The organism is Natronomonas sp., from assembly GCF_046483325.1.
Lineage (GTDB): Archaea > Halobacteriota > Halobacteria > Halobacteriales > Haloarculaceae > Natronomonas.
In genome coordinates this window covers 1-21,243 of sequence record NZ_JAWODL010000012.1, presented here as the reverse complement: position 1 = coordinate 21,243, position 21,243 = coordinate 1, and the positions used below count along the sequence as shown (strand labels likewise).

Sequence of the window (21,243 nt, the reverse complement as noted above, 5' to 3'; positions counted from 1 at the left end):
AGGTGCGTCTGATGCCCTGCGGCGAGTACTTCACCTCCTACGAGGACCGGATGGGACTGGTCCGCTGGCGCATCGAACGCATCGCCTTCGTCCTCGGGTTGCCGATCCCGTTTCTCATCCCCTTCGTGTTCGGGGGCGGAGCGGTCTCGATGATCACGCGCATCTACATATTCATCATCGCCGTGCTCGGGTTACACGTCATCCTCGGCTACGCCGGGGAGATCGTTCTCGCACAGGGGGCGTTCATGGCGATCGGCGCGTACGCTTCGACTCGACTCGTCGCCGAGGCGGGCGTCGGGATCGTCCCCGGGATGCTCGCCGGCGGGCTGTTGACCGCCTTCGTCGCCGTCCTCTTCGGCCTGCCATCTTGGCGCGTCAAGGGCTTTTATATCGCCATATCGACGCTCGCGCTGCAGTTCATCGCGATCTGGTTCTTCGAGAACAACCAGCTGGCGTTCGTCCACGGCGGCTCCCAGCAGAACCTCCCCCGCGATATCGGGCTGGTCGGCGAGTACCTCACCATCAGTTCGGCGACCGAGCAGTACTTTTTCGTCCTCGCGACGATGGCGCTGTTCGCGCTGGTGACGTTCAACCTCAGCCGAACGGGGATCGGACGGATGTTCCGTGGGATCCACGAGAACGACCTCTCCTCGGCCGTGTTGGGCATCAACGTCTTCCGAAACAAGTTGCTCGCGTACGCGATCGGCGGCTTCATGATCGGCGCTTCGGGCGCGCTCTATTCGCTGTACATCGGCTTTATCAGCCCCGACTACTTCACGATCGAGCTCACGCTCGAACACTACGTGATGTTGCTGCTCGGCGGGATGGGTCGCGTCTGGGGCGTCGTACTCGGCGTCTCGATCGTGACTATCCTCGAAGAGGGGATCCGGGACTTCCTGGTTGCCTACGCGTCGGATGCGACGGCTCTCGAACCGGTGTTCTTCGGGATCCTCATCATCGTTGTCCTCGCGGTCGAGCCGAAGGGGCTGCTGGCAGGACTCGGACAGATCAAAGACTACCTGCGGAAGTGGCCCTACGCCTATTGACGGGTACTTCGCCCCGACGGGGGTCGCGCTCCGTCGGGGTGACCGAGCGTCGAGTCGGACCCGCAGACGCGTCGGGAGCGGAACCGAACCGCCGTAGCCGTCACCGAAACCGGCGTGCCCGACACATATATTTGTGATGCGCGATCACACGTGCGTATGTACACCATCGTTGCAGGCGTCGACACGGACACGGGCCGCGCACGTCGGGTCGCAGAGGAGATCACCAAGCTACCCATCGACGACATCGAGGTGATCCTGACGCACTCCTTCGAGAAGAATCCCGAAGGGGCCTCGATCGATCAGGTCGGCGCGGCCCGTAAGGCGCGAAAGCTCCTCGAATCGCACGGCGTCGACGTCTCCTTCGAAGAGCGGAGCGGCGATCCGGCAACTATCGTCGTCACCGTCGCCGACGACCACGACGCCGACCTCATCTGCGTCGCCGGCCGCGAGCGGAGTCCGGCGGGGAAAGCCGTCTTCGGCAGCGTGACGCAGGACGTCATCCTGAACACCAAGCGTCCGGTCCTCGTCTGTGGAAACTAACGGAATGTCGAACCCGAATGAGGACGCGTTCGCGCCGGCCCTCGACGCGCACGTCCACCTGTTTCCGGAACGGCTGGCCGACGCGATCCAGCGGACGCTCACCGCGGCGACCGACTGGGAGTTCTCCTATCGAACCGACCGACCCTCGATGGAAGCCACCCTGACCGACGCTGGCGTCGAACGCTACGTCGCGCTACCCTACGCGCACAAACCCGGTATCGCCCGAGGACTTAACGAATGGCTCGCCGAGGAAGCGGCCGGTTCCGAGCGACTGATTCCGTTCGCGACGGTCCACCCTGACGACGAAGGCGTCGACGAGATCGTCCGGGAGGCGTTCGTGGCTGGTGCGCGCGGATTGAAATTCCATTGCCCGGTGCAAAACTGCGCGCCCGCTGATCCACGCATCGAACCGGCGCTCGAAGTCGCCGTCGAATACGATCGGCCGATCACCTACCACGGCAACACCGCGCCGATGTACGAGAACGACCCGAACGTCGGGGCCGATCGGTTCGCCGAGGTGGTCGAGTCGTTTCCCGAACTCCGCGTGAACTGCGCGCACATGGGAACCTACGAGGTCGATGCGTTCGTCGGGATGGCCCGCGAACACGACACCGTCTACCTCGATACGACGTTCGCGATGTCGACGGAGGCCGAGGAGACGATGGGGTTCGACCCCTCGAGCATCGACGACGAGGTGTTCGTCGAACTCTCGGGGTCGATCATGTACGGGAGCGACTTTCCGAACATTCCGTATCCCTACCGGGCCGAACGGGCCGAACTGCTCGGCCGTGACCTGCCCGAGGAGACGTATCGAGACATATTCTACCGAACGGCGATCGAGTTCCTCGGGATCGACGGCTAGTACCGCTCGTCGAAGACGCCCTGCTCCTCGAGGTCGTCGACGAGCGTGATCTCGTCCGGGGAGATGACGAGTCGGCCGGTGAGCGCCTCGGCGAGTTCGGTCTCCTCGGCGGTGCCTTCACAGACTATTTCGAGGTGATCCGTCGATCCGGGTCGCGTCACGCGAACGGCGTATTCGCCGGTCAGTCCGTCGAAGGCGGCGAGGACCGCGGGGATACTCTCCGGGTACACCTTCACGCCCTTGATCTTCAGCCGATCGTCGGTTCGGCCGATGACCCCGTCGGGAAGGACGAGGTCGTCGCCGCGGCGCTCGAGTTCCGCGAGGTCGCCCGTTCGGAACCGAACCAGGGGGAACCCCTCTTTTCGACGATGGGTGACGACGACTTCTCCGCGCTCGCCGAGCGGGAGAGGCTCGCCGCTGTCGGGATCGACGATCTCGACGATCGCGTAGTCGGTGGCGACGTGGAGGCCGTCCTCGGCGTCCGTCTCCGCGGCGATCGGAAGGACGTGCCGGGTTCCGAAGTAGTCGATCGCCGTCTCACAGTCGAGCGCCTCCTTGACCTCCTCTCGGTAGCCGGGGATCGACGTGAACGGCTCGCCGCCGCCGACGAAGATATCGACGGACGCGCCGGCCTCGGCGATCTTCAGCGCGAAGCTCGGATTGCCGACCAGCGCGTCGACATCGTACTCCGAAATGAAGCCGGCAGCCTGTTCGGAATCGCCCGGACCGACCGGGAACACTTCCGCGCCGAGTTCCTCGAGGCCGCGGTGGAGGAGGATACCGGTCCCGAAGAGATGGTAGCCGAACGTGTTGAGCACGCGGTCGCCCGCGTCGATCCCCGCCGCCTCGAAGATATCGGCGTTGACACCCGCCTCGTAGTCGAGGTCCGCGCGGGTGTCAAACATCGGCGCGAGATCGTCGCCGAGCGGCGAAAACGAGATCATCGCACCCTCGGTGTACAGCGAGCCCTCGGGACCGTGTTCATTGAAGTCGACTTTTAGATCGTCCGTCTCGGTGAATGGGATCGACTGAAACTCCGCCCACGAGTCGAGGTCGGTCGGGTCGACGTCGGCGTCGTCGAACGTCCCGGCGTAGAGGTCGTGTTCGGCCGCCCGCTCCAGTTGCTCTTCGAGGTCGGTGAGCACCGTGCTGTCGTACATACGATAGGATATGCTCACCCCACCCATAAACAAATTTCCCAGCGACCGGGTCGGCGAACGTGGCGTCCTGCGAGGCAGGTCGGCTGCGAGGGGTTTCCTACCCGACCTACCGCGCGTGCTCAATGTTGTCGAGGGCGTCGGGGTTCTCGATCGAGGAGAGGTCGCCCAGGTCCTCGCCGGTGTAGGTCGCCTCGACCGCCCGGCGGATGATCTTGCCCGATTGGGTCTTGGGGAACTCGTCGACAAAGAGGATCTCGCGCGGGCGGAACGGCTTGCCCTGCTCCTCGCCGACCAGTTCGCGGACCTCCTCTCGGAGGCCGTCGGTCTCCTCGACGCCCTCCTCGACGATCAGATACAACACGACGGCCGTGCCCGTCGTGTCATCGGGGACGCCGACCGCTGCGGCCTGATTTACGCCGTCGTGTTCCATTCCCGCGCCCTCGATTTCGGCGGGGCCGACCTTCCGACCAGCCACGTTCAACACGTCGTCGGCCCGACCGTGCAGGAACCAAAAGCCCTCGGCGTCCTTTTGGGCCCAGTCGCCGTGATTCCACATCGGCGGATCCTGAAACGCCGACCAGTACTCGTGGAGGTAGCGGTCGTCGCCGCCCCAAAGCGACTTGGTCATCGCCGGGTTCGAATCGCGCGCGACCAGATAGCCCCGTTCGTGGGCGTCTCTGACCGACGCGCCCGTCTCGTCGACGATGTCGACCGCCATCCCCAGACCGGGGCCACCGAGCGTACAGGGTTTCAGCGGCTGGATCGGCAGCGGCGACAGGAAGCAACCGAAGATCTCCGTCCCGCCGGAGATGTTGATGATGGGGGTGTCGCCGCCGCCGACGTGCTCGTAGTACCACAGCCACGATTCGGGATCCCACGGCTCACCGGTCGAACCCAGCAGGCGAAGCGAGGAGAGGTCGTGGTCTTCGACCCACTCGTCGCCCTGCTTGCGGAGGGCGCGAATCGCGGTCGGCGAGATGCCGAACTGGGTGATCCCGTGGCGGTCGATCATCTCCCAAAACCGGTCGGGCTGGGGGTGATCCGGCGCGCCCTCGTACATCACCATCGTCCCGCCGAAGGTGTGCGTCCCGACGAGCGTCCACGGCCCCATCATCCAGCCGATGTCCGACACCCAGCAGAACCGATCGGCAGGCTTGAGATCGAAGGCGAAGTGGAGTTCCTTCGCGGGTTGGAGCTGTGCGCCGGCGTGGGTGTGGACGATGCCCTTCGGCTTGCCGGTCGTCCCCGACGAGTACAGGAGCATGCACTCTTGATCGCTCGGCAGCGATTTCGTCTCGTACTCGTCGGATCGGGTCTCGACGGCGTCGACCCACCACGCGTCGCGGCCGTCGTCGAAGGGAACGCCGAGGTCGCTGTCGTCGTCGCTCGCGCCGAGCCGATCGAAGACGACGGTGTGTTCGACGTGGCCGGCCTCATCGATCGCCTCGTCCGCAGCGTCTTTGAGCGTGATTTCGCCCCCGCGGCGGTAGAAGCCGTCACCGGTGAACAGCACCGAGCACTCCGAGTCCTCGATCCGGGTCGCGGTGGCGTCGACGCCGAAGCCCGAGAAGATGGGGACCGCGATCGCGCCGGTCTTGAAACAGCCGTAGAGGATCGAGATGACCTCGGGGACCATCGGCATGTAGAGGCCGACGGTGTCCCCGGTGTCGATGCCGACCGATTCGAGGTAGTTGGCGACCTGATTCGACTGGCGGCCGAGTTCGTGATAGGTGAGTTCGCGCACGTCGCCCTCCTCGCCCTCCCAGATGCAGGCGACCTTGTTGCGCCGCTCGGAATCGAGGGCGGCGTGTCGGTCGACGGTGTTGTGTGCGACGTTCAATTCGCCGCCGGGATACCACTTCGTGAACTGGGGGCCGTCCGTGTCGTCGCGCACGGCGTCGTATTCCTCGTAGAACTCGATTCCGAGGTACTCGGGGAGTTCGTCCCAGAACCACTCGATCTCCGTCGTCGTCCGCTCGATGAGCTCGTCGTCGTCGGCGATATTGTACTCGTCCATGAACGCCGCGACGTTGGTCGATTCGGCGAACGCCGGGTCCGGGTCGTGGACGACCTCGTCGCGAAGTTCCTCGATATTTTCTGTCATGGTCGTATTGTCCGGCGATTTTCGTCGAGCGTTCATTACTCTAACGGTGTCTGAAGCCCCGGGTCGACAAAACCGGGAGATCGGGACGCGGTGAACGGGTGGGTAGATGCCGCACTCGCGATGCAGGGATATGTGCGTATCGACCGAGAGCGCGTATCCACGGCTGGACAGCAGTCAAAGTATTTATAAAATTATGTTTTTCCTAAAATAACAATATATTGTTATAAAATTTGAACGGTACGACCGCGATCAGACCTGTCACACTCCGCCGTTGCGCAAAAAGATGTCAGTATCGCCGTTCAGCACCCCTAAAAGCGATATACACGGGATCGAAGGCGAACGGTATAGCCGAGCATTTACCAATATGATCATAAACGTCGCAGCAGACAGGGAATCGCACGTGATATTTATAAAATTTATATTCGGGTATATAAATAATCGATCTCCCACTGGAGAAGACGGGCCCCGGCTAGTGGACAGTTATTACATATCGAGTATTACGAACAGTATGTAAATTTCGTTTACAATTAAGGAGCACCCGGGGCGTCCCGCCGGGACGGTCGTCGCCCGAACCGAAAAGGCGCACTCGCTGACCGATCAGTAGTAACTTCGCTCGACGTCACGGACGGCTGCGATCCGCCTTTCGATCGGCGGGTGGGTCGCGAAGATCCGTTCGAGCGAGGACCGCTCGCCGCCGAAGATGCACAGCGCGGCCACGTTGTCGTCCAACTCGGCGTTGCTCCGCTGGCCGGCCGTCGAGATCTTCTGCAGCGCACGCGCCATCGCGTCGCCGCCGACGTGCTGGGCGGCGTCCGAGTCGGCGACGTACTCGCGGTACCGCGAGATCGCGAGCACGAACACCATCGCGACCATCTGGACGACGACACTGGCGAGGTAGCCGAGGACGATGTTCCCGATGCCGCCCTCCCGCGAGAAGGCGATCGCGAAGTACGCCGCCAGCCCGAGCATCGAGGCGATCGATTGGCCCATCACCATCATGATCACGTCGCGGTTGTCGATGTGGGCGAGTTCATGGGCGAGAACGCCCTCGAGTTCGTCCCGATCGAGCAGTCGGATGAGCTCCGAGGAGACGACGACGACGCCCGCGCCGCGGCGGCCGACCGCGAAGGCGTTCGGCACGCCCATGTCGGCGACCATCAGCCGCGGTTTGTCGAGGTTCATGTCGTCGGCGATCCGCTCGACCGCGCGGTGGATGTCCGGATAGCGCTCTTCGGGCATGTCCTCCGCGCCGGCGCTCCACAGCGCGACCTTCTTTCCGACGACGTACTGGAAGCCGGCGAAGCCGATCGTTCCGAGGAGGACGATCGGTATCCCGACACCGAAGGCTTCGACGGCGATGATGGCGACGAGCGCATAGAAGGCAAAGAGGATGCTCCCGACGACGGCCATTCTGGCTTTGAGTCCGACGTGTTGCATGTAGCCATCGTATAGGGGGCTGGCAGTCAAATGGCTTCTGGCTCGGGCGAACTCAAAACGCATAAGTCGCTCGCCGACGCCCGTTCGCGTATGCGACACCGCGTGCTCGTCGGTCCGCCCCACGCTGGCAGCCGCGAGCGCGTCGTCCCGACCGCTTTTTCGAAACCCAAACGCTCGTAGAACGGTCTACGGCGGGCGTGGCACCCCCGTCGCAGGTCGGCTCCGAACGCATCGATTTCGACAGTTCACCGAACCCCAACTGACACCACAATGACCCACGACACATTCACCGGCGTGTTCCCCGCAATGACCACGCCGTTCCACGACGACGAAAGCATCGATCACGATACCCTCCGCGCGCACGCCCAGCGGCTCGAAACCGCGGGCGTCGACGGGCTCGTCCCCGTCGGCACGACCGGCGAATCCGCGACGATGACCCACGACGAACACATCGAGGTCGTCGAGACGGTCGTCGCCGCGGTCGAGAACGTCCCCGTGATCGCCGGCTCGGGATCGAACAACACCCGCGAAGCGCTCAATCTCTCCGAACGCTCCGCCGACGCCGGCGCCGACGGGCTGCTGCTCATCTCACCGTACTACAACAACCCCGAGCCGGCCGGGATGGAACATCACTTCCGGACGATCGCCGACGCGGTCGACCTCCCACAGATCGTCTACAACGTTCCGAGTCGAACCGGGCGTAACATCGCGATCGAGACCGCCGTCTCGCTCGCCTCCCACGAGAACATCGTCGGGTACAAGGCCGCGAGCGGGGATCTCAACCGGATCAACGAGGTCATCGAACGGACCAGAGCGGAGAACTTCGAGGTGCTCTCCGGCGACGACGCCCTCACGCTACCGGTCATCGCGCAGGGCGGCACCGGCTGTATCAGCGTCTCGGCGAACGTCGAACCCGAACGCACGGTCGCGCTGGTCGGTTCGGCCCTGGAGGACGATTTCGATCGCGCCCGCGAACTCCAGTACGAACTCGGCGATCTCTTCCGGACGCTGTTCATCGAGACGAACCCGATCCCGGTCAACGAGGCGATGGAGATGCGCGGCATCCACTCGGCGACGATGCGATCACCGCTCAGCCCGCTGCAGCCGGAGCACCGCGAGCGACTACGGGCCGTCCTCGACGACCTCGAACGATGAGTCTCGTCGTCATCGGCGCGACCGGCCGAACGGGCAGCGAGGTCGTCGCCGAAGCCAGCGGCCGCGGCCACGACGTGGTCGGCGTCGCCACCGCCTCCGACACCGTCGAGGACGTGCGCGTCTATTCGAACGAGGAACTCCCGCGGCTGCTGGAGGACGCCGACGCCGCGATCGACTTCACCGTCCCCGCGGCGACCCGAGAACACGTCGAGTGCGTCGTCGAGGCGGGAGTCCCCTACGTCGTGGGGACGACTGGCCTCGAGGAGGCGGGGCTCGATGCGCTTCGGGAGGCCAGCGAGTCGATACCGATCCTCAAGGCGTCGAACTTCGCTCGCGGCGTCCACGCCCTCCTGCAACTGGTCGGGGCGGGCGTCGAGGCGCTCCCAGGGTACGATATCGAGCTCACGGAGACCCACCACAGCGGGAAGCGCGACGCGCCGAGCGGCACCGCGAACACGATTCTCGACGTGGTCGATTCGGCCGCCGGATCGGAGCTGGATCGCACTCACGGCCGCGAGGGCGAACATCGCCGCGAGGATTCGGAGGTCGGTGTCCACGTCCGACGCGCCGGGACCGTCCGCGGTGAACACGAACTCCTCTTGGCGGGCAACGACGAGGTCCTGACACTGACGCACCGCGCCGAATCGAGACGCGTGTTCGCCGCCGGCGCCGTCGACGCGGCCGAGTGGCTCGCCGGCAGGGATCCCGGTTGGTACGCGTTCGGCGACGTGTTGTAAATACGGGGCGTCTCACTCGGGGCGGTCGACCGACTCGACGCCGGTGACGGCAAACCGGGCGCCGCCGTCGGCCCCGCTCGTCACTTCGATGTCCCACCCGTGAGCGTCCGCGATCTGTTTGACGATCCGGAGTCCGAATCCCGTCCCCTCCTCGGACGTCGAGTAGCCCGCTTCGAACACTCGTTCGCGTTCGCCGTCGGGGATCCCCGGGCCGTCGTCCTCGACGTAGAATCCGTCGTCGAGGTCGCCGACGGTGACTGACACGTCTGGCCCACCGTGGTCGACGGCGTTTCGAAGGAGGTTCTCGAGCAGCTGTTGGAGGCGGCCGCGGTTGGCGCGAATCGTCCCGTCGCACGCCGTCTCGACGGTCGCCTCGACCGTCTCGACGTTCTGCCAACAACGCGATGTGAGTTCCGAGAGATCGACCGACTCCACCTCGTCGATTCGGTCGCCCTCCCGTGCCAACATCAGGAGGTCCTCTATCAACTCGCCCATCCGATCGAGAGCGCGGTCGACATCGTCGAGATGATGGCTGTCGCACTCCTCACGAGCGAGTTCCAATCGTCCGTCCGCGACGCTCAGCGGGCTCTGGAGATCGTGGGAGACCACGCTCGCGCTGGAGTTCGCGTTCGCGCTCCGTTCGCTCGGTGATGTCTCGAAGCACACCGGCGGTGCCCCTGAAACCGTCGTCTTCGGCGGGTAACAGCGCCATGTGGTTTTCGATCGGGACATGCCGTCCGTCCGCGGTGACTCGGGTGAGTTCCCACGTCGTCGCCCGCCGATCGTCGGCCCGCAAGAGCCCCCGGATGATCGCCCGGCCGCGTTCGAGATCGTCCTCGGAGATCACTTTCGAGACGTGTTCTCCGATGATCTCGGAGCGCGGATAGCCGGTTTCGGCGATGAACGCGTCGTTGACGAACGTGTAGTGGCCCTCCGCGTCCAGCGCGTAGATCGGGTCGCCGAGCGCTTCGATGATCGTCTCGTAGCGTTCGCGCTCGCGGTCGCGCTCCCTCCGCTCGGTGACGTCGCGTCCGGTGCAGACGTACTCACCGTGAGCAGTCGCCGCGATGGTGTGGGACTTCGTGAAGGTGGAACCGTCGGCTCGGATCCCGGTCGTCGTCCCGCTCCAGCGTCCGCTTCGTTCGATCTCGGGACAGATCACCTCGTGGAGTTCGGGGATCCGCTCCTCGTGGTACACCACCTCCCAATGTTTGCCAACCATCTCCTCGGGAGTGTAGTCGTGGATGTCGGCGTAGACCGGATTGGCGTAGATGAATCGACCCTCCTCGTCGAGGATACTGATGTCCTCCTGGGCGGTTTCGATGGCGTCGAGCTGTCGTTGGCGCTCGCGTTGGGCGCGCGCCTTCTCGACCGCGAGCCCGATCCGATTCGCCAAGACCGCGTGCTGTTCGACCCCGCCCTCCGTTTGCAGGTATTCGGTCACCCCCGCGGAGATGGCGTCGCTCGCGATCTCCTCCGAGCCTTTGTCGGTGAAAAGGATGAACGGGAGATACGGATCGTCCTCGCGGACGGCTTCGAGAAACTCGATGCCGTTCCGGCCGTCCATATCGTGATCGGACACCACGCAGTCGACGCGGTGATCGGCGAGATACCCGAGGCCCTCGTCGGCGCCCTCGGCCGTCTCGACGGTGAACCAGTCGTTCTCGCGTTCGAGAAACGTCGCCGTCATCTCGGCGGAATCGAGCATGTCGTCGACGTAGAGGATCCGAACTGGCTCCGTCATTGTCCCATAACGCGTCTTTGGAAATATAACCGTTCTGGCGCGGACACACGTCGAAACCCGACGCGAGCGCCGATCAGAGATCGTCGACTTCGTAGGCGAGCCCCGCATCTCGGAGGGCGTCGGTGACGCGACCCGCGAGATCCGTCGTGGCGACGACGACCACCTCCAGTCCGCGACTCGCCGCGTCGGCAGCGACATCGCCCGCGGCGAAGGTGACGTCGGGGGCGACACCGGACTCTCTGAGCACCGCGACCGCCTCGACGCCCGCGGCGGCGACCACGTCGGCCGCAGCGGCGGCATCGGCTAGGGCCTGCGATCCGTTCGGCTCGCCCGAACGGATCGGTGCGACCTGAAAGACCGTAACATCGCCGGGGTCGAGGTCGATGATACCGGCGAACCCGGTGACGCCGACGACGGATCCGGCCGAGGCGTCCGTCGTCGCCACGCCGGTCGCCGGCCCGCCGCCCCCGGGTGCGGCGTGAAGCAGTCCGTCCTGGATCGAGAGCGAGACGGTGTCGCCGGCCTCGATCCCGGCGGTCGCGAAAGCGGCGTCCTCCTGCATGCTGCCGAGGACGTCCTCGGTGACGTGATCGGCGAACCGGCGAACGTCCGAGGCCTGCTGGAAGAGCCAATCGACCCCCTGTTTCGTCACCCGATAGCGAGAGCGAGCCTCCTTGTCGACGAAGTCCTCGTCAACGAGTTCGCGGATGTACTCCGAGACCGCCTGGCTCGTGACGCCGACCGCCTCAGCGATCTCCCCCTGGTTCACCGCCGGCTGCCGTTCGGCGATCTCGACGAGCACGCGGAACTTCGTCGCGGACCGCTTGTTGTCGAGGACGTCGACCATACGACTATGTCGGGTCGGCCGTTTATAAACACCCGCGACTCGACGGCCGAGCGTCGAACTGAACGGGCGATCCCACCAGCGCTTTGTCCGCGGCGACCGATCGACCGGTATGCAGTTCGATTCCCGGGATCGCGCCGCCTACCTCCCCGCGACCGGGACGCTCGTCTGTGCGGATCTCCACATCGGGCGGGACGCGACCTCGGACGTCGAGTTCCGCGTCGGCGAACACGAGGACCTCACTGCGCGTTTCGGCGCTCTCCTCGAGCGATACGAGCCGAAGGTGGTCGTCGTCGCCGGTGATCTGCTGCACTCGTTCGATCGGATTCCGACGGGGGCGGCGGCGACGGTTCGAGCGCTCGTCGGCCTCGCGACGGATGCGAACCTTCGGCTGGTCGTGACGCCCGGCAATCACGACACGATGCTCGAAGAACTGTGGGACGGTCCGATCGAAGCCGAACACCTCGTCGAGGGAAGTGCCGACGCCGACGAATCGGTCGTGATCACCCACGGGCACGTCGAACCCGAGACCGATGCCGAGTGGTACGTCGTCGGACACGACCACCCAACGATCGAGATCGAGGGCGTTCGTCGGCCCTGCTATCTGTACGGCCCGGACCAGTACCACGGCGCGGGTGTGCTGATGCTACCGTCGTTTAGCCGTCTCCCGGCGGGGATCCGCGTGAACGGGCTGTCGGCGTCGGAGTTTCAATCGCCGCTCGTCACCGACGTCGGATCGCTCCGCCCGATCGTCCACGACGAGGGGAACCATACGACTCACGAGTTCCCGCCGCTTCGACGGCTTCGGCGGTTTTTGTAGGCCGACCGAACGCCGAAACGCGCACCCGGTAACATCGGTGTCAGCGCGAACTCAAGTGCCCCAACCCCTTATGGGTCGGTAATGGCAGACACACCACCACTGACACCCGGCATTCACCACGTGACGTGCATCGCGAGCGATCCCCAGCGAACCCTCGACTTCTGGGTCGAGACGCTCGGCCTCCGGCTCGCGAAGCGATCGATCAACCAGGACGATCCCAGCACGTACCACTTCTTTTTCACGGACGCTGAGGGGACTCCCGGAACGAGCATGACGTTCTTCCCGTGGGGCGACATCTCCCGCGGCAAGGTCGGGTCCGGGCAGGTGGCCCGAACCGCCTTCCGCGTCCCCGGGGGAAGCCTCGACTACTGGGAGGCTCGCTTCGACGAGTACGGCGTCGAGTACGGCGACCGCGTCGAGCGCTTCGGCGAGACCGTCCTCCCGTTCGAGGACCCCGACGGCCTGCCGGTCGAGTTCGTCGGAGTCGAGATTCCCGACGACGATCCGACCGTTCCGTGGACGGAGTTCGTTCCCGAGGAGGCCGCAATCCGCGGGTTCCACTCGGTGACGCTGTGGCTCGCCGACCCCGATCCGACGCAGGATCTGCTTCGGACGATGGGCTTCGAAGAGCAGGGGACCGAACAATCGCCTGGTGACACCCCCGGCGACGAGCGGACCCGATTCGCCGCAGAAGGGCCCGTCGGCGAATACGTCGACGTGCTCCCGACCATCGAGGGAGGGCGACAGGGGGCGGGAACGGTCCACCACGTTGCCTTCCAGACGCCGACCGACGAGGACCAGGCGGCGATGCGCGAGGCCGCACAGTCGGCCGGACTGCGCCCGACCGAGCAGATCGACCGTCACTGGTTCCGGTCGGTCTACTTCCGCGAGTTCGGCGGCGTGCTGTTCGAACTCGCCACGAACGGGCCAGGATACGACAGCGACGAGCCGTTCGACGAACTCGGCGAACGGCTCGTCCTGCCCGGAACGTTCGAGAGTCGTCGCGAGGAGATCGAACGTGGACTTCCAGACGTGACGGTTTCGCGAGCGGAACGAATCGAAGCGGAGGAGTGAGACAGGGAGGGAAAGAGTGACGGATCTCGATTTAGGAGGGTGGTACCCGTATACCAGCGCCCAATTCCCACGTCCCATCGTCGTTCTCCGCCGGCATAATCGCCAGTCTAACCGTCGGTCTCGGATCCCGATTCCACGGTGAGTGTGGCCCCTAATGCGCCGGTCGACATCGACAGCGGATCCGTTCCGCCCATGTCGATCGAAGAGCCCTCCGAAAGCGTGGCGTCCACGACTTGCAAGTGAATCGCCTCGGGGTCAAGCCCCGAGGCTTCCCGTTTCTACGACGTGACTTGCAGACACAGACGCAAAATAAAATCGATCGACCCCCAAGACAGGTACTTATTTGTCGACTCTGGCTTCCGACCCCGACAGCCTCTCGTACACCTGCATGACACCGGAGTTGTCGTCCCGGCCCATCCCGTTTTGTACCATCGTCTTGTAGAGTTCGTGAACGAGCGCCGTCTGCGGCATGGGCGAGCCGAACGCCTCACCCGCGTCGGTAGCGATCCGGAGGTCTTTGTACTGGTACTCCGCGAAGAATCCCGGATCGAAATCGCCGTGGATCATGCTCGGCGCGCGGTTGTCGAGCGCCCAACAACCCGCCGCCCCGCCGCTGATCGCGTCGACGACGGCTTCGAGATCGGCCCCCGCGTTATCGGCGAACACGAGCGCCTCGCTGACCGCGACCATCTGCGCGGAGACGACGATCTGATTGCACGCCTTCGTCGTCTGTCCCGCGCCGCTCGGACCGCAGTGGGTGATCGTCTCGCCCATCACGTCGAGAACGTCGATCTGCTCGTCGAAGACGTCCTCGGGGCCGCCGACCATGATCGAGAGCGTCCCCTCAATCGCACCGCTCTCGCCGCCCGAGATGGGCGCGTCGAGCGTCGAAACGCCCTCGTCGGCGAGGCGGTCGGCGACCGATTCGGCGACCGTCGGTGAAATCGTCGAGTGATCGATGATCGTCATACCCTCCGTCACGCCATCGATCACGGGATCAGCTTTTGCCCCCGTCCCGAGGACGACGTTTTCCACGTCCGGTGAGTCGGGCAAACACACGAGGACGACGTCGCTCCGTTCGGCGACGCCCGCCGGGGAGTGGCCGTCTTCGCCGCCGTGAGCGACGAGTTCCTCGGTCGGTTCTTCGGACCGATTGTGACCGACGACGCGATACCCCGCATCGAGCAGGTTCTTCGCCATCGGGAGACCCATGATTCCGAGTCCGATAAAGCCGACAGTTCTGTTCGGCATGGTAGCATCTGTCCGTGAACCGAGTATAAACCTATGCACGGGCGGCGCGCTCCTCACCCATCGTATCGGAAAGCTGCCCTGGCGCTATCGATCCAACACCGCGTCCGCTGCCAGGTTTCCGCTCTCCAAGGCGCCTTCGATCGACGACCACTGCGTGTAATCGCCGGCCAGATACACCGCGCCGTCGGGGGCGTCGACGCTCGGGAGTTCCTCGTGGAATCCGGGTGGCTGGGAGAATTGGGCGAACTCGACTCGATCGACGGCGATAACCTCGAACTCGCCGAAGTGGTTCTCGGGGAACCACGAGGAGAGCGCGTTCTTGACGACCGCGCCGAGTTCGGCGTCGGTCTCATCGCGAGTACCCGGAAACGTCGCACTCAAGAGCTGTTTACCCTTCGGAGCGAACTCCGGCGAGACGGCGCTCATCGGGGCGACGGTGTTCGGCTCTTGATCGGCCGCGTTGAGAACGATCCGCGATCCCGTATCGAGAGACTGGTGCTCGGGGAGCGAGCAGTGAACGGTGACGGAGGCCTTCGTCCCCGTCGGCGTGTCGACGCCGGTTAGTTCGCTGGCTGTCTCGGGATCTGTCGCGACGACGACGGCGTCGGGAGAGCGGGACCCGATGTCGGTTTCGACGTGCGGACCGTCGGCATCGACGACCGTGACGGCGGCGTCGGTTTCGATCGTCGCGCCGGCTGATTCGGCACGCTCACAGAGCTGGCCTGCGATCGCACCCATCCCGTCGGCGGGGACCACGGTTTCGCCCACAGAGAGCGCTTTGAACGTGTACTCGAATACCGAAGCGGACGTGCCCAGCGACCGGTCGAGCGTGATGCCACCGTAGAAGGGTGCCGCAAAGCGCTCGACGAACGCCCTGGAGAACCCCCGATCGGCGAGGTACTCCCGGATCGTCATTCCACCGTCGTCCTCGAAGAGAGTCGCCCAGTCGCGGCGCTTGAGTTCCCGCTGCAGCTGAAAGAGTCTGAGCTTGTCGGCGGTCCGGATGTCGCGGTTCAACAGCGTGGGGAGGGCCGCACCGGGATCGCCGAGCGGATCCGCGAGCGTCGAACGGTGGTTCGGCAGCGCGATAGTCGCGCCGGGAGCGAACGTTCGAAGATCGAGAGAACCGTAGTCGAGCTCACGGCGGGCGGCCGGATAGGCCGTAAAGAGGACCTGAAACCCCCGATCGAGCGTGTAGCCGTCGACGATTCGCGATCGGACGCGTCCGCCGACGGTCGATTCGGTCTCGAACAGTTCGACTTCGGCCCCCGATTCGGCGAGGTGGCGCGCGGCGACGAGCCCAGCGAGGCCGCCTCCGGCGACGACGACGTGCATGGGTCGGCTTCGGGGGGGACCGACAAACAGGTTTCCGTCGGCTATGGGGGGGTCGTGGAAACACCTACAGGGCGCTCGGGACTGTCGGGACACAGCAGTTTTATTCCTCGCGGTTGGACTCGCAGCATGGTATCTCCGGTCTGTGTTGTCGGCCCGAGTGACAGCGGGAAAACCACGCTGATCGAGTCGCTCGTCCCCGTTCTCGGAGCCGATGGCCGGGTCGGGACGATCAAATCCATTGACCACGACATCGAGATCGACACGCCCGGGAAGGACACCCACCGACACCGAACGGCCGGCGCGGAGACCGTCGTCGGGCTCACGCCAACGTTATCATTCCGACTCACACCGGGCGGCAAAGCGGCGGCCGAAAGCGAGTCCGCGCTACTCGAAGCGACCGTCGAACGGCTCCGGACCGAGGGGTACGATTTCATCCTCATCGAGGGCTTTCACGACTCGCCGTACCCGAAGATCGCACTCGGCGAGAGACCGGACATCGAGCCGCCGGTCGTCGCCCGCGGGACGCTCAATAGCCTTGAAATCGAAAGGCTCGCGGCCTCGATCCGTGACGGCACACTGTTCGAGCGGACCTGATCGACCGCCCGAACGACAGAACGCGTCAGCGACCGCGAAGGACAGGGCTTTGCCGGCGGCGAGCGAACCGACGGGTATGAGTGCGTTCGAGGGCTTTCACTGCACCGACTGTGGGGCGACGACCGACGACGATGGCGCGACGCGCTGTCCTGACTGCGGCGGGTCCTTGGATGCCCGTTACGATCTGGACGGGCTCAAGTTGTCGTCCGAGACGCTCGCGGAACGCTCGGGGGGCTGGAAGCACCGCGAACTGCTGCCGTTCGTCCCGTCAGGGATGGGTGAGGGCGAAACCCCGCTCATCGAGGCGCCCAGACTCGCCGACGAGTTGGGCGTCGGGCGCGTCCTGATCAAAAACGAGGCGCACAACCCCACCAGTTCGATCACCGATCGCGGGCTCTCGCTCGTCGCCGAAGCCGCCGTTCGGGCCGACGCCGACACGCTCGCGTTACCGACGACAGGCGACGGCGGCCAGTCGGCTTCGGCCTACGCCGCCCGCGCCGGATTGCTCTCTCGCTCGTTCGTTCCGAGCCGAACACCGTTCATGTCCAAGGCGATGATCAACGTCCACGGCGGCGACATGCGGGTCGTCGAGGGGCGGTTCGACGACGCGCGGGCGGTGTACGAGGAGGAGCGCGAGTCCATGCCGGCGGCCGAGCGGGAGACGTGGTTCCCGGCGGCGCCGTTCGATTCGCCGTTCAGACACGAGGGAACGAAGCCGATCTATTACGAGATCGCAGAGCAGTTGGGATGGGCGGCACCCGACGCGATCGTGGCACCGGTGGGCCACGGCGCGACGATCGCCGGACTCTGGAAGGGTGCCAGGGAGTTCGAATCGGCCGGAATCGTCGATGACACGCCCGAGTTGCACGCCGCCCAACCGGACGGCTGTGCGCCCGTCATCGAAGCGCTCGAAACCGGCGGCGATCCACAACCCTGGGAGGTTCCGGACACGGTCGTCGGAAGCCTCGAGATCCCCGACCCGTCGGGCGGATTGGCCGCGACGCAAGCGATACGAGCCAGCGGCGGGGCCGGCGTCGCCGTCGACGACCAAGATCTACTCGACAGCGCGGTGACGGTCGCCCAACACGAAGGACTCGAGATCTCGGTCGCCTGTGGGACCGCCACGGCCGGCGCGTGGGAGCTCGCCGAAAACGGCGCCTTCGACGACGACGAAACCGTCGTGCTCCTAAACACCGCCGCCGGCAGCAAGGACGCCGACATCGTCCGTAGCCGCCTCATGAGCCGCGGAATCTGAGGCGGGGCAACGATGGGGCCGTGCGGGATCGGCACTCGAGCGGACCGTGACACTAATGCTAACCCGACACATACGTCACGTCGATGGTAGTCGCGCGGGCACTGGGGGCTGCTCGATCGGCCGGTACTAGAGGGCTCCTCCCGGTCGCGGGGATGGTTTTCAGCGTCTTTCTGTTCCCGAAGATCGCGCCGGTCTGGGTTCTGCACCTCCTCGGTGGGATCGGGGGATTTCTCAACTCGATCACCATTCACCTCCTCTGGGAGCTTACGAACAGAGAGTGGATCGCGGGCGTGGCGTTCGCGGGGGGATACATACGTGATGCGTTGGGGGAAATCGAGACCGAACGGGAGTTCACCGAGGCCGAACGGGACGCACTCGAAGCGTTTGCGGCGGACGTACGCGCCATGACCGCTCAGGGCGGACCGAATGTGAACTCGAACGCGCCCGTTCTCGCCGTGGGAGCCGGAAACACCGAACAACTCGCACAGATACGAGCACGGTACCGAGAGACGGTCATGTCGGTCCCGGACTACGACGAGATCTACGACGACGGGTTCGATCGGAGTTTCGCCGCGGAGTTCGGAGAGGACCTCACGGTCGTCGTCAACGGCGGGGCGCGGTTCACGCGGCCCGTCCAGCAGCTGCTTCTCACACAAACCTCGACGTCCATCGCCGACCGGGAGCGACACCTCGACGCGCTCTCGGTCGAACGCGACTCCGTGGTGAGCGCTGGAAGGCAGCTCGAAGAAACCGACCGGCTTGTCGAACGAACCGATCCACGCCGACTCATCCACAGTTCGTTCGAGGAGCTACTCGAATACGATCGGGACATTCGCGGGGCGATGGAATCGTACCAGCAGTTGCTCGAGGAGCGTCAACACGAAATCCACGTCAACAACCGACACGTCCAGCGCCGGTCGAAGCGGACGTTCCTGCAGGAGTATCTCTACCGAGCGCTCGATACGCCGTTTCCGGTCATCACCTCGACGCTAGGTCGGCTCCGAACGTTGGGCGAGCGACGACGAGCCGTCGTCGACTCGATCGCTCGTCGCTACTGATCGAACCCGCGTCCGCAACCACTAAACGCGTCTCCCGCCTTCGTCCGTCAATGAGCGATTGGACCGAAAAATACCGCCCGACGACGCTGTCGGAGGTCCGCGGCAACGACAAGGCCCGCGACGCGCTGAAAGCGTGGGCGGACACCTGGGACGAACACGGCGAGGCGGTCGTCGTCCACGGCTCCCCGGGCGTCGGCAAAACGTCGGCGGCCCACGCGCTCGCCAACGACATGGGGTGGCCCATCCTCGAGATGAACGCCTCGGACGCGCGGACGAAAGACGAAATCGAACGCCTCGCGGGGCGGGCGGCGGCGAACACGACGCTCGGTAGCGAGCGACAGCTCATCATCCTCGACGAGGCCGATAACCTCCACCGACACAAAGATCGGGGCGGCGCAGCAGCCATGACGCGGCTCGTCAAGGGCGCGACCCAGCCGATCGTCCTCATCGCGAACGAGTACTACGACATGTCCTCGGGGCTCAGAAGCGCCTGCCGGGAGATCGAGTTTCGGGACATCTCCGCGCGCTCGATCGTCCCGGTCCTCCGCGACATCTGTCGGCAAGAGGGCGTCGGGTTCGACGAGGCGGTGCTCGAACGGATCGCCGAGTCGAACCGCGGCGACCTCCGGGGCGCGATAAAGGACATGCAGACGCGTGAGAAGGACGGCGAAATACGCGCGGAGGGCAGCGAGGGCGAACGCGACCGAACGGAAGATATCTTCTCGTTCCTCGACGCCGTGTTGAAAGAACAGTCCGCCGAAGAGGCGCTTCAGACGGCCTACGCCGTCGACGAGACGCCCGACAACTTAGTTCAGTGGATCGAGGACAAGGTACCGAAAGTCTACGAGGGCGACGAGCTTGCCGACGCCTACGAGCATCTCGCCGACGCCGACGTGTGGCTCGGACGCGTCCGTGCGACGCAGAACTACACGTACTGGCGCTACGCGACGGACAACGTCGCGGCTGGGGTCGCCGCCGTCAGGCGGTCCGACCGGGGCGGTTGGACGCGCTACGGCGGCGCGCCGTACCGCTCTTCACGCGATTCAACGCGCGACCACATCGCCGAACGGATCGCCGCGACCGCGGGCGTCTCGACGGCAACGGCCAGACGGGAGATCATGCCGTATCTCGCTGCCATGACTCACCACTGTCGCAATAGGGAGATAACGGTTCAGATGACCGCCCGATACGATCTCGACGCCGACCACGTCTCCTTTCTCACCGGTTCCGGAAAGACGACGAACAAAGTGCAGGGAATCGTCGAGGAGGCCAGAGAACGACTCGAGACCGAGGCCGTTGAGCACTCCGAGGGCGCGTTCGCGGGGGGTGAGTTCTCCGGGGCGGACAACGAAGGCGGCGACGAGACAGACGACGAGAGCGCGGGGACGCTCGCGGCGTTCGGCACGAGCGACTCGAAAGGGGGATCGAGTGCCGGTGCCGACGACGCGGCCGAAGACGACCCGTCTGCCACCGAACGCGCCGAGGCGGCCGAGGAGGACGACGGACAGTCCGGGCTCTCGGAGTTCATGTAACGCACCGGCGAGGACGGAATCAGCTCAGTTCCGATCCGAGGACGTCTCCGACTCGGGGGTCGACCTCGGCCGTTGCGTCGAACGCGAATCGTGAGAGACATTTCGCCACGGCCTCGGAGGATCGTCGTTCACGGCGAACTCAGCATCCGTCGAGCCGGGGATCGGCCGGACAGCCTCCGAACCGATTCGGCCGTCGCCGGTTTGGGCGTCGCCGGTTTGGGCGTCGCCGGCGTCGCCGCCGGCGGGGTGGACGATGTCGTTTCCGGGGGTTTGCCGCGAGCGGTGAGCGACCGCGAACCCGAGCGGCAAACCCTGGACCGAAAAGGCCGCTCGGCCCGGTGGGTCTCGCGGTCAGGTATCCTCCGGTTGGGCGTCGACGACGGCGACGCCGGCGAGGTTGACGATGTCTTTGACCTCGTCGCCGCGCTGAAGGACGTGGACGGGTTTGCTTTCAGGGAGTCTATTGCTATGAAGACTGGTACCGGATTGTAGGACGAGAAAGCCTTGCGCCGGCAAAGGAGGACTAGCTGACATTACACGGGCCTTGCTGGCCGCAAGCGTCAAAGTGGGTATTCGGTCTCTCCCTTTCCCCAAACCGCGACTAAGTCGGAGTCCAAGGCGGTGGGATGGGCAGGCTGTCAGCAAATCGTAGCCAGTAGTATTCATCGAGGTACTTGACAAGTGACTTGTTACAG

At 64.9% G+C, this 21,243-nt stretch carries 19 protein-coding genes and 1 pseudogene; 12 read left to right on the top strand and 8 right to left on the bottom strand.

Going from position 1 to position 21,243, the window contains the following annotated elements; translation table 11 throughout:
• Positions 1 to 11 precede the first annotated feature (11 nt).
• From R6U53_RS03015 to R6U53_RS03005, 3 genes are all read left to right on the top strand, one after another.
• Complete coding sequence (locus R6U53_RS03015) at positions 12 to 1,046, top strand: branched-chain amino acid ABC transporter permease (protein WP_410320889.1); 1,035 nt, start codon at positions 12 to 14, stop codon at positions 1,044 to 1,046.
• A 156-nt stretch (positions 1,047 to 1,202) separates the two neighbouring features.
• Positions 1,203 to 1,586 (top strand): universal stress protein, encoded by a 384-nt coding sequence (locus R6U53_RS03010; protein WP_410320888.1) that lies wholly within the window; start codon positions 1,203 to 1,205, stop codon positions 1,584 to 1,586.
• 4 nt (positions 1,587 to 1,590) lie between these two features.
• A complete protein-coding gene (locus R6U53_RS03005; RefSeq protein WP_410320887.1) occupies positions 1,591 to 2,448 on the top strand; it encodes an amidohydrolase family protein in 858 nt (285 codons plus the stop codon).
• Here R6U53_RS03005 and R6U53_RS03000 read toward each other — a convergent pair.
• The 3 genes from R6U53_RS03000 to R6U53_RS02990 all read right to left on the bottom strand — a co-directional run bounded on the left by R6U53_RS03000 (position 2,445) and on the right by R6U53_RS02990 (position 7,149).
• The gene (locus tag R6U53_RS03000) at positions 2,445 to 3,608 is read right to left on the bottom strand and encodes a phenylacetate--CoA ligase family protein (RefSeq protein WP_410320886.1); all 1,164 of its coding nucleotides are present in this window, start codon (positions 3,606 to 3,608) and stop codon (positions 2,445 to 2,447) included. The genes R6U53_RS03005 and R6U53_RS03000 overlap by 4 nt on opposite strands.
• 106 nt (positions 3,609 to 3,714) lie before the next feature.
• Positions 3,715 to 5,712 carry an AMP-binding protein gene (locus R6U53_RS02995; RefSeq protein WP_410320885.1) on the bottom strand — a complete coding sequence of 666 codons (1,998 nt, stop codon included), beginning with the start codon at positions 5,710 to 5,712 and terminating at the stop codon, positions 3,715 to 3,717.
• A gap of 597 nt (positions 5,713 to 6,309) precedes the next feature.
• Positions 6,310 to 7,149 (bottom strand): M48 family metalloprotease, encoded by an 840-nt coding sequence (locus tag R6U53_RS02990; RefSeq protein WP_410320884.1) that lies wholly within the window; start codon positions 7,147 to 7,149, stop codon positions 6,310 to 6,312.
• A gap of 270 nt (positions 7,150 to 7,419) precedes the next feature.
• Between R6U53_RS02990 and dapA the strand changes: the two genes are divergently transcribed.
• On the top strand, positions 7,420 to 8,304 hold the full coding sequence (dapA, locus tag R6U53_RS02985) for a 4-hydroxy-tetrahydrodipicolinate synthase (protein ID WP_410320883.1): 885 nt from the start codon (positions 7,420 to 7,422) through the stop codon (positions 8,302 to 8,304).
• Positions 8,301 to 9,041, top strand: coding sequence for a 4-hydroxy-tetrahydrodipicolinate reductase (gene dapB / locus R6U53_RS02980; RefSeq protein ID WP_410320882.1), 741 nt, complete (start codon positions 8,301 to 8,303; stop codon positions 9,039 to 9,041). Before dapA ends, dapB begins: the two co-directional genes overlap by 4 nt.
• 12 nt (positions 9,042 to 9,053) lie before the next feature.
• Here dapB and R6U53_RS02975 read toward each other — a convergent pair.
• The 3 genes and pseudogenes from R6U53_RS02975 to R6U53_RS02965 form a co-directional block, all read right to left on the bottom strand.
• A pseudogene (locus R6U53_RS02975) lies at positions 9,054 to 9,653 on the bottom strand (sensor histidine kinase); the annotation flags it as partial.
• Positions 9,586 to 10,731, bottom strand: coding sequence for a PAS domain S-box protein (locus R6U53_RS02970; protein ID WP_410321130.1), 1,146 nt, complete (start codon positions 10,729 to 10,731; stop codon positions 9,586 to 9,588). The gene R6U53_RS02970 and the pseudogene R6U53_RS02975, both read right to left, overlap by 68 nt.
• A 127-nt stretch (positions 10,732 to 10,858) precedes the next feature.
• Positions 10,859 to 11,632, bottom strand: coding sequence for a MarR family transcriptional regulator (locus R6U53_RS02965; protein WP_410320881.1), 774 nt, complete (start codon positions 11,630 to 11,632; stop codon positions 10,859 to 10,861).
• A gap of 109 nt (positions 11,633 to 11,741) precedes the next feature.
• On the opposite strand from R6U53_RS02965, the gene R6U53_RS02960 reads away from it, so the two are divergent.
• Positions 11,742 to 12,449 carry a metallophosphoesterase gene (locus R6U53_RS02960; RefSeq protein ID WP_410320880.1) on the top strand — a complete coding sequence of 236 codons (708 nt, stop codon included), beginning with the start codon at positions 11,742 to 11,744 and terminating at the stop codon, positions 12,447 to 12,449.
• A gap of 81 nt (positions 12,450 to 12,530) precedes the next feature.
• A complete protein-coding gene (locus R6U53_RS02955; protein WP_410320879.1) occupies positions 12,531 to 13,523 on the top strand; it encodes a ring-cleaving dioxygenase in 993 nt (330 codons plus the stop codon).
• 339 nt (positions 13,524 to 13,862) lie between these two features.
• Here R6U53_RS02955 and R6U53_RS02950 read toward each other — a convergent pair whose 3' ends face one another.
• Positions 13,863 to 14,774: an NAD(P)-dependent oxidoreductase gene (locus tag R6U53_RS02950; protein WP_410320878.1), complete on the bottom strand. Its 912-nt coding sequence runs from the start codon at positions 14,772 to 14,774 to the stop codon at positions 13,863 to 13,865.
• An 84-nt stretch (positions 14,775 to 14,858) separates the two neighbouring features.
• On the bottom strand, positions 14,859 to 16,109 hold the full coding sequence (locus tag R6U53_RS02945) for an FAD-dependent oxidoreductase (RefSeq protein ID WP_410320877.1): 1,251 nt from the start codon (positions 16,107 to 16,109) through the stop codon (positions 14,859 to 14,861).
• A 126-nt stretch (positions 16,110 to 16,235) separates the two neighbouring features.
• On the opposite strand from R6U53_RS02945, the gene mobB reads away from it, so the two are divergent.
• The 5 genes from mobB (at position 16,236) to R6U53_RS02920 (ending at position 21,040) form a co-directional block, all read left to right on the top strand.
• Complete coding sequence (gene mobB / locus R6U53_RS02940; protein WP_410320876.1) at positions 16,236 to 16,703, top strand: molybdopterin-guanine dinucleotide biosynthesis protein B; 468 nt, start codon at positions 16,236 to 16,238, stop codon at positions 16,701 to 16,703.
• Positions 16,704 to 16,779: 76 nt separating this feature from the next.
• Entirely contained in the window at positions 16,780 to 17,958 is a 1,179-nt protein-coding gene (locus R6U53_RS02935; RefSeq protein WP_410320875.1) for a pyridoxal-phosphate dependent enzyme, read from the top strand.
• Positions 17,959 to 18,041: 83 nt separating this feature from the next.
• Complete coding sequence (locus R6U53_RS02930; RefSeq protein ID WP_410320874.1) at positions 18,042 to 19,016, top strand: hypothetical protein; 975 nt, start codon at positions 18,042 to 18,044, stop codon at positions 19,014 to 19,016.
• A gap of 50 nt (positions 19,017 to 19,066) precedes the next feature.
• Positions 19,067 to 20,548: a replication factor C large subunit gene (locus R6U53_RS02925; protein ID WP_410320873.1), complete on the top strand. Its 1,482-nt coding sequence runs from the start codon at positions 19,067 to 19,069 to the stop codon at positions 20,546 to 20,548.
• Between the two features lie 90 nt (positions 20,549 to 20,638).
• A complete protein-coding gene (locus tag R6U53_RS02920; RefSeq protein WP_410321135.1) occupies positions 20,639 to 21,040 on the top strand; it encodes a hypothetical protein in 402 nt (133 codons plus the stop codon).
• The last annotated feature ends 203 nt before the right edge of the window (positions 21,041 to 21,243 follow it).

Excerpts from the sequence above, each read along its gene's own strand:
- mobB (WP_410320876.1), top strand. The coding sequence starts at position 16,236 with ATGGTATCTCCGGTCTGTGTTGTCGGCCCGAGTGACAGCGGGAAAACC.
- R6U53_RS02945 (WP_410320877.1), bottom strand. The coding sequence starts at position 16,109 with ATGCACGTCGTCGTCGCCGGAGGCGGCCTCGCTGGGCTCGTCGCCGCG.
- R6U53_RS03010 (WP_410320888.1), top strand. The coding sequence starts at position 1,203 with ATGTACACCATCGTTGCAGGCGTCGACACGGACACGGGCCGCGCACGT.
- dapA (WP_410320883.1), top strand. The coding sequence starts at position 7,420 with ATGACCCACGACACATTCACCGGCGTGTTCCCCGCAATGACCACGCCG.
- dapB (WP_410320882.1), top strand. The coding sequence starts at position 8,301 with ATGAGTCTCGTCGTCATCGGCGCGACCGGCCGAACGGGCAGCGAGGTC.
- R6U53_RS03000 (WP_410320886.1), bottom strand. The coding sequence starts at position 3,608 with ATGTACGACAGCACGGTGCTCACCGACCTCGAAGAGCAACTGGAGCGG.
- R6U53_RS02950 (WP_410320878.1), bottom strand. The coding sequence starts at position 14,774 with ATGCCGAACAGAACTGTCGGCTTTATCGGACTCGGAATCATGGGTCTC.
- R6U53_RS02990 (WP_410320884.1), bottom strand. The coding sequence starts at position 7,149 with ATGCAACACGTCGGACTCAAAGCCAGAATGGCCGTCGTCGGGAGCATC.
- R6U53_RS02955 (WP_410320879.1), top strand. The coding sequence starts at position 12,531 with ATGGCAGACACACCACCACTGACACCCGGCATTCACCACGTGACGTGC.
- R6U53_RS02965 (WP_410320881.1), bottom strand. The coding sequence starts at position 11,632 with ATGGTCGACGTCCTCGACAACAAGCGGTCCGCGACGAAGTTCCGCGTG.
- R6U53_RS03005 (WP_410320887.1), top strand. The coding sequence starts at position 1,591 with ATGTCGAACCCGAATGAGGACGCGTTCGCGCCGGCCCTCGACGCGCAC.
- R6U53_RS02960 (WP_410320880.1), top strand. The coding sequence starts at position 11,742 with ATGCAGTTCGATTCCCGGGATCGCGCCGCCTACCTCCCCGCGACCGGG.
- R6U53_RS02925 (WP_410320873.1), top strand. The coding sequence starts at position 19,067 with ATGAGCGATTGGACCGAAAAATACCGCCCGACGACGCTGTCGGAGGTC.
- R6U53_RS02995 (WP_410320885.1), bottom strand. The coding sequence starts at position 5,712 with ATGACAGAAAATATCGAGGAACTTCGCGACGAGGTCGTCCACGACCCG.
- R6U53_RS02930 (WP_410320874.1), top strand. The coding sequence starts at position 18,042 with ATGGTAGTCGCGCGGGCACTGGGGGCTGCTCGATCGGCCGGTACTAGA.
- R6U53_RS02935 (WP_410320875.1), top strand. The coding sequence starts at position 16,780 with ATGAGTGCGTTCGAGGGCTTTCACTGCACCGACTGTGGGGCGACGACC.
- R6U53_RS03015 (WP_410320889.1), top strand. The coding sequence starts at position 12 with ATGCCCTGCGGCGAGTACTTCACCTCCTACGAGGACCGGATGGGACTG.
- R6U53_RS02970 (WP_410321130.1), bottom strand. The coding sequence starts at position 10,731 with ATGACGGCGACGTTTCTCGAACGCGAGAACGACTGGTTCACCGTCGAG.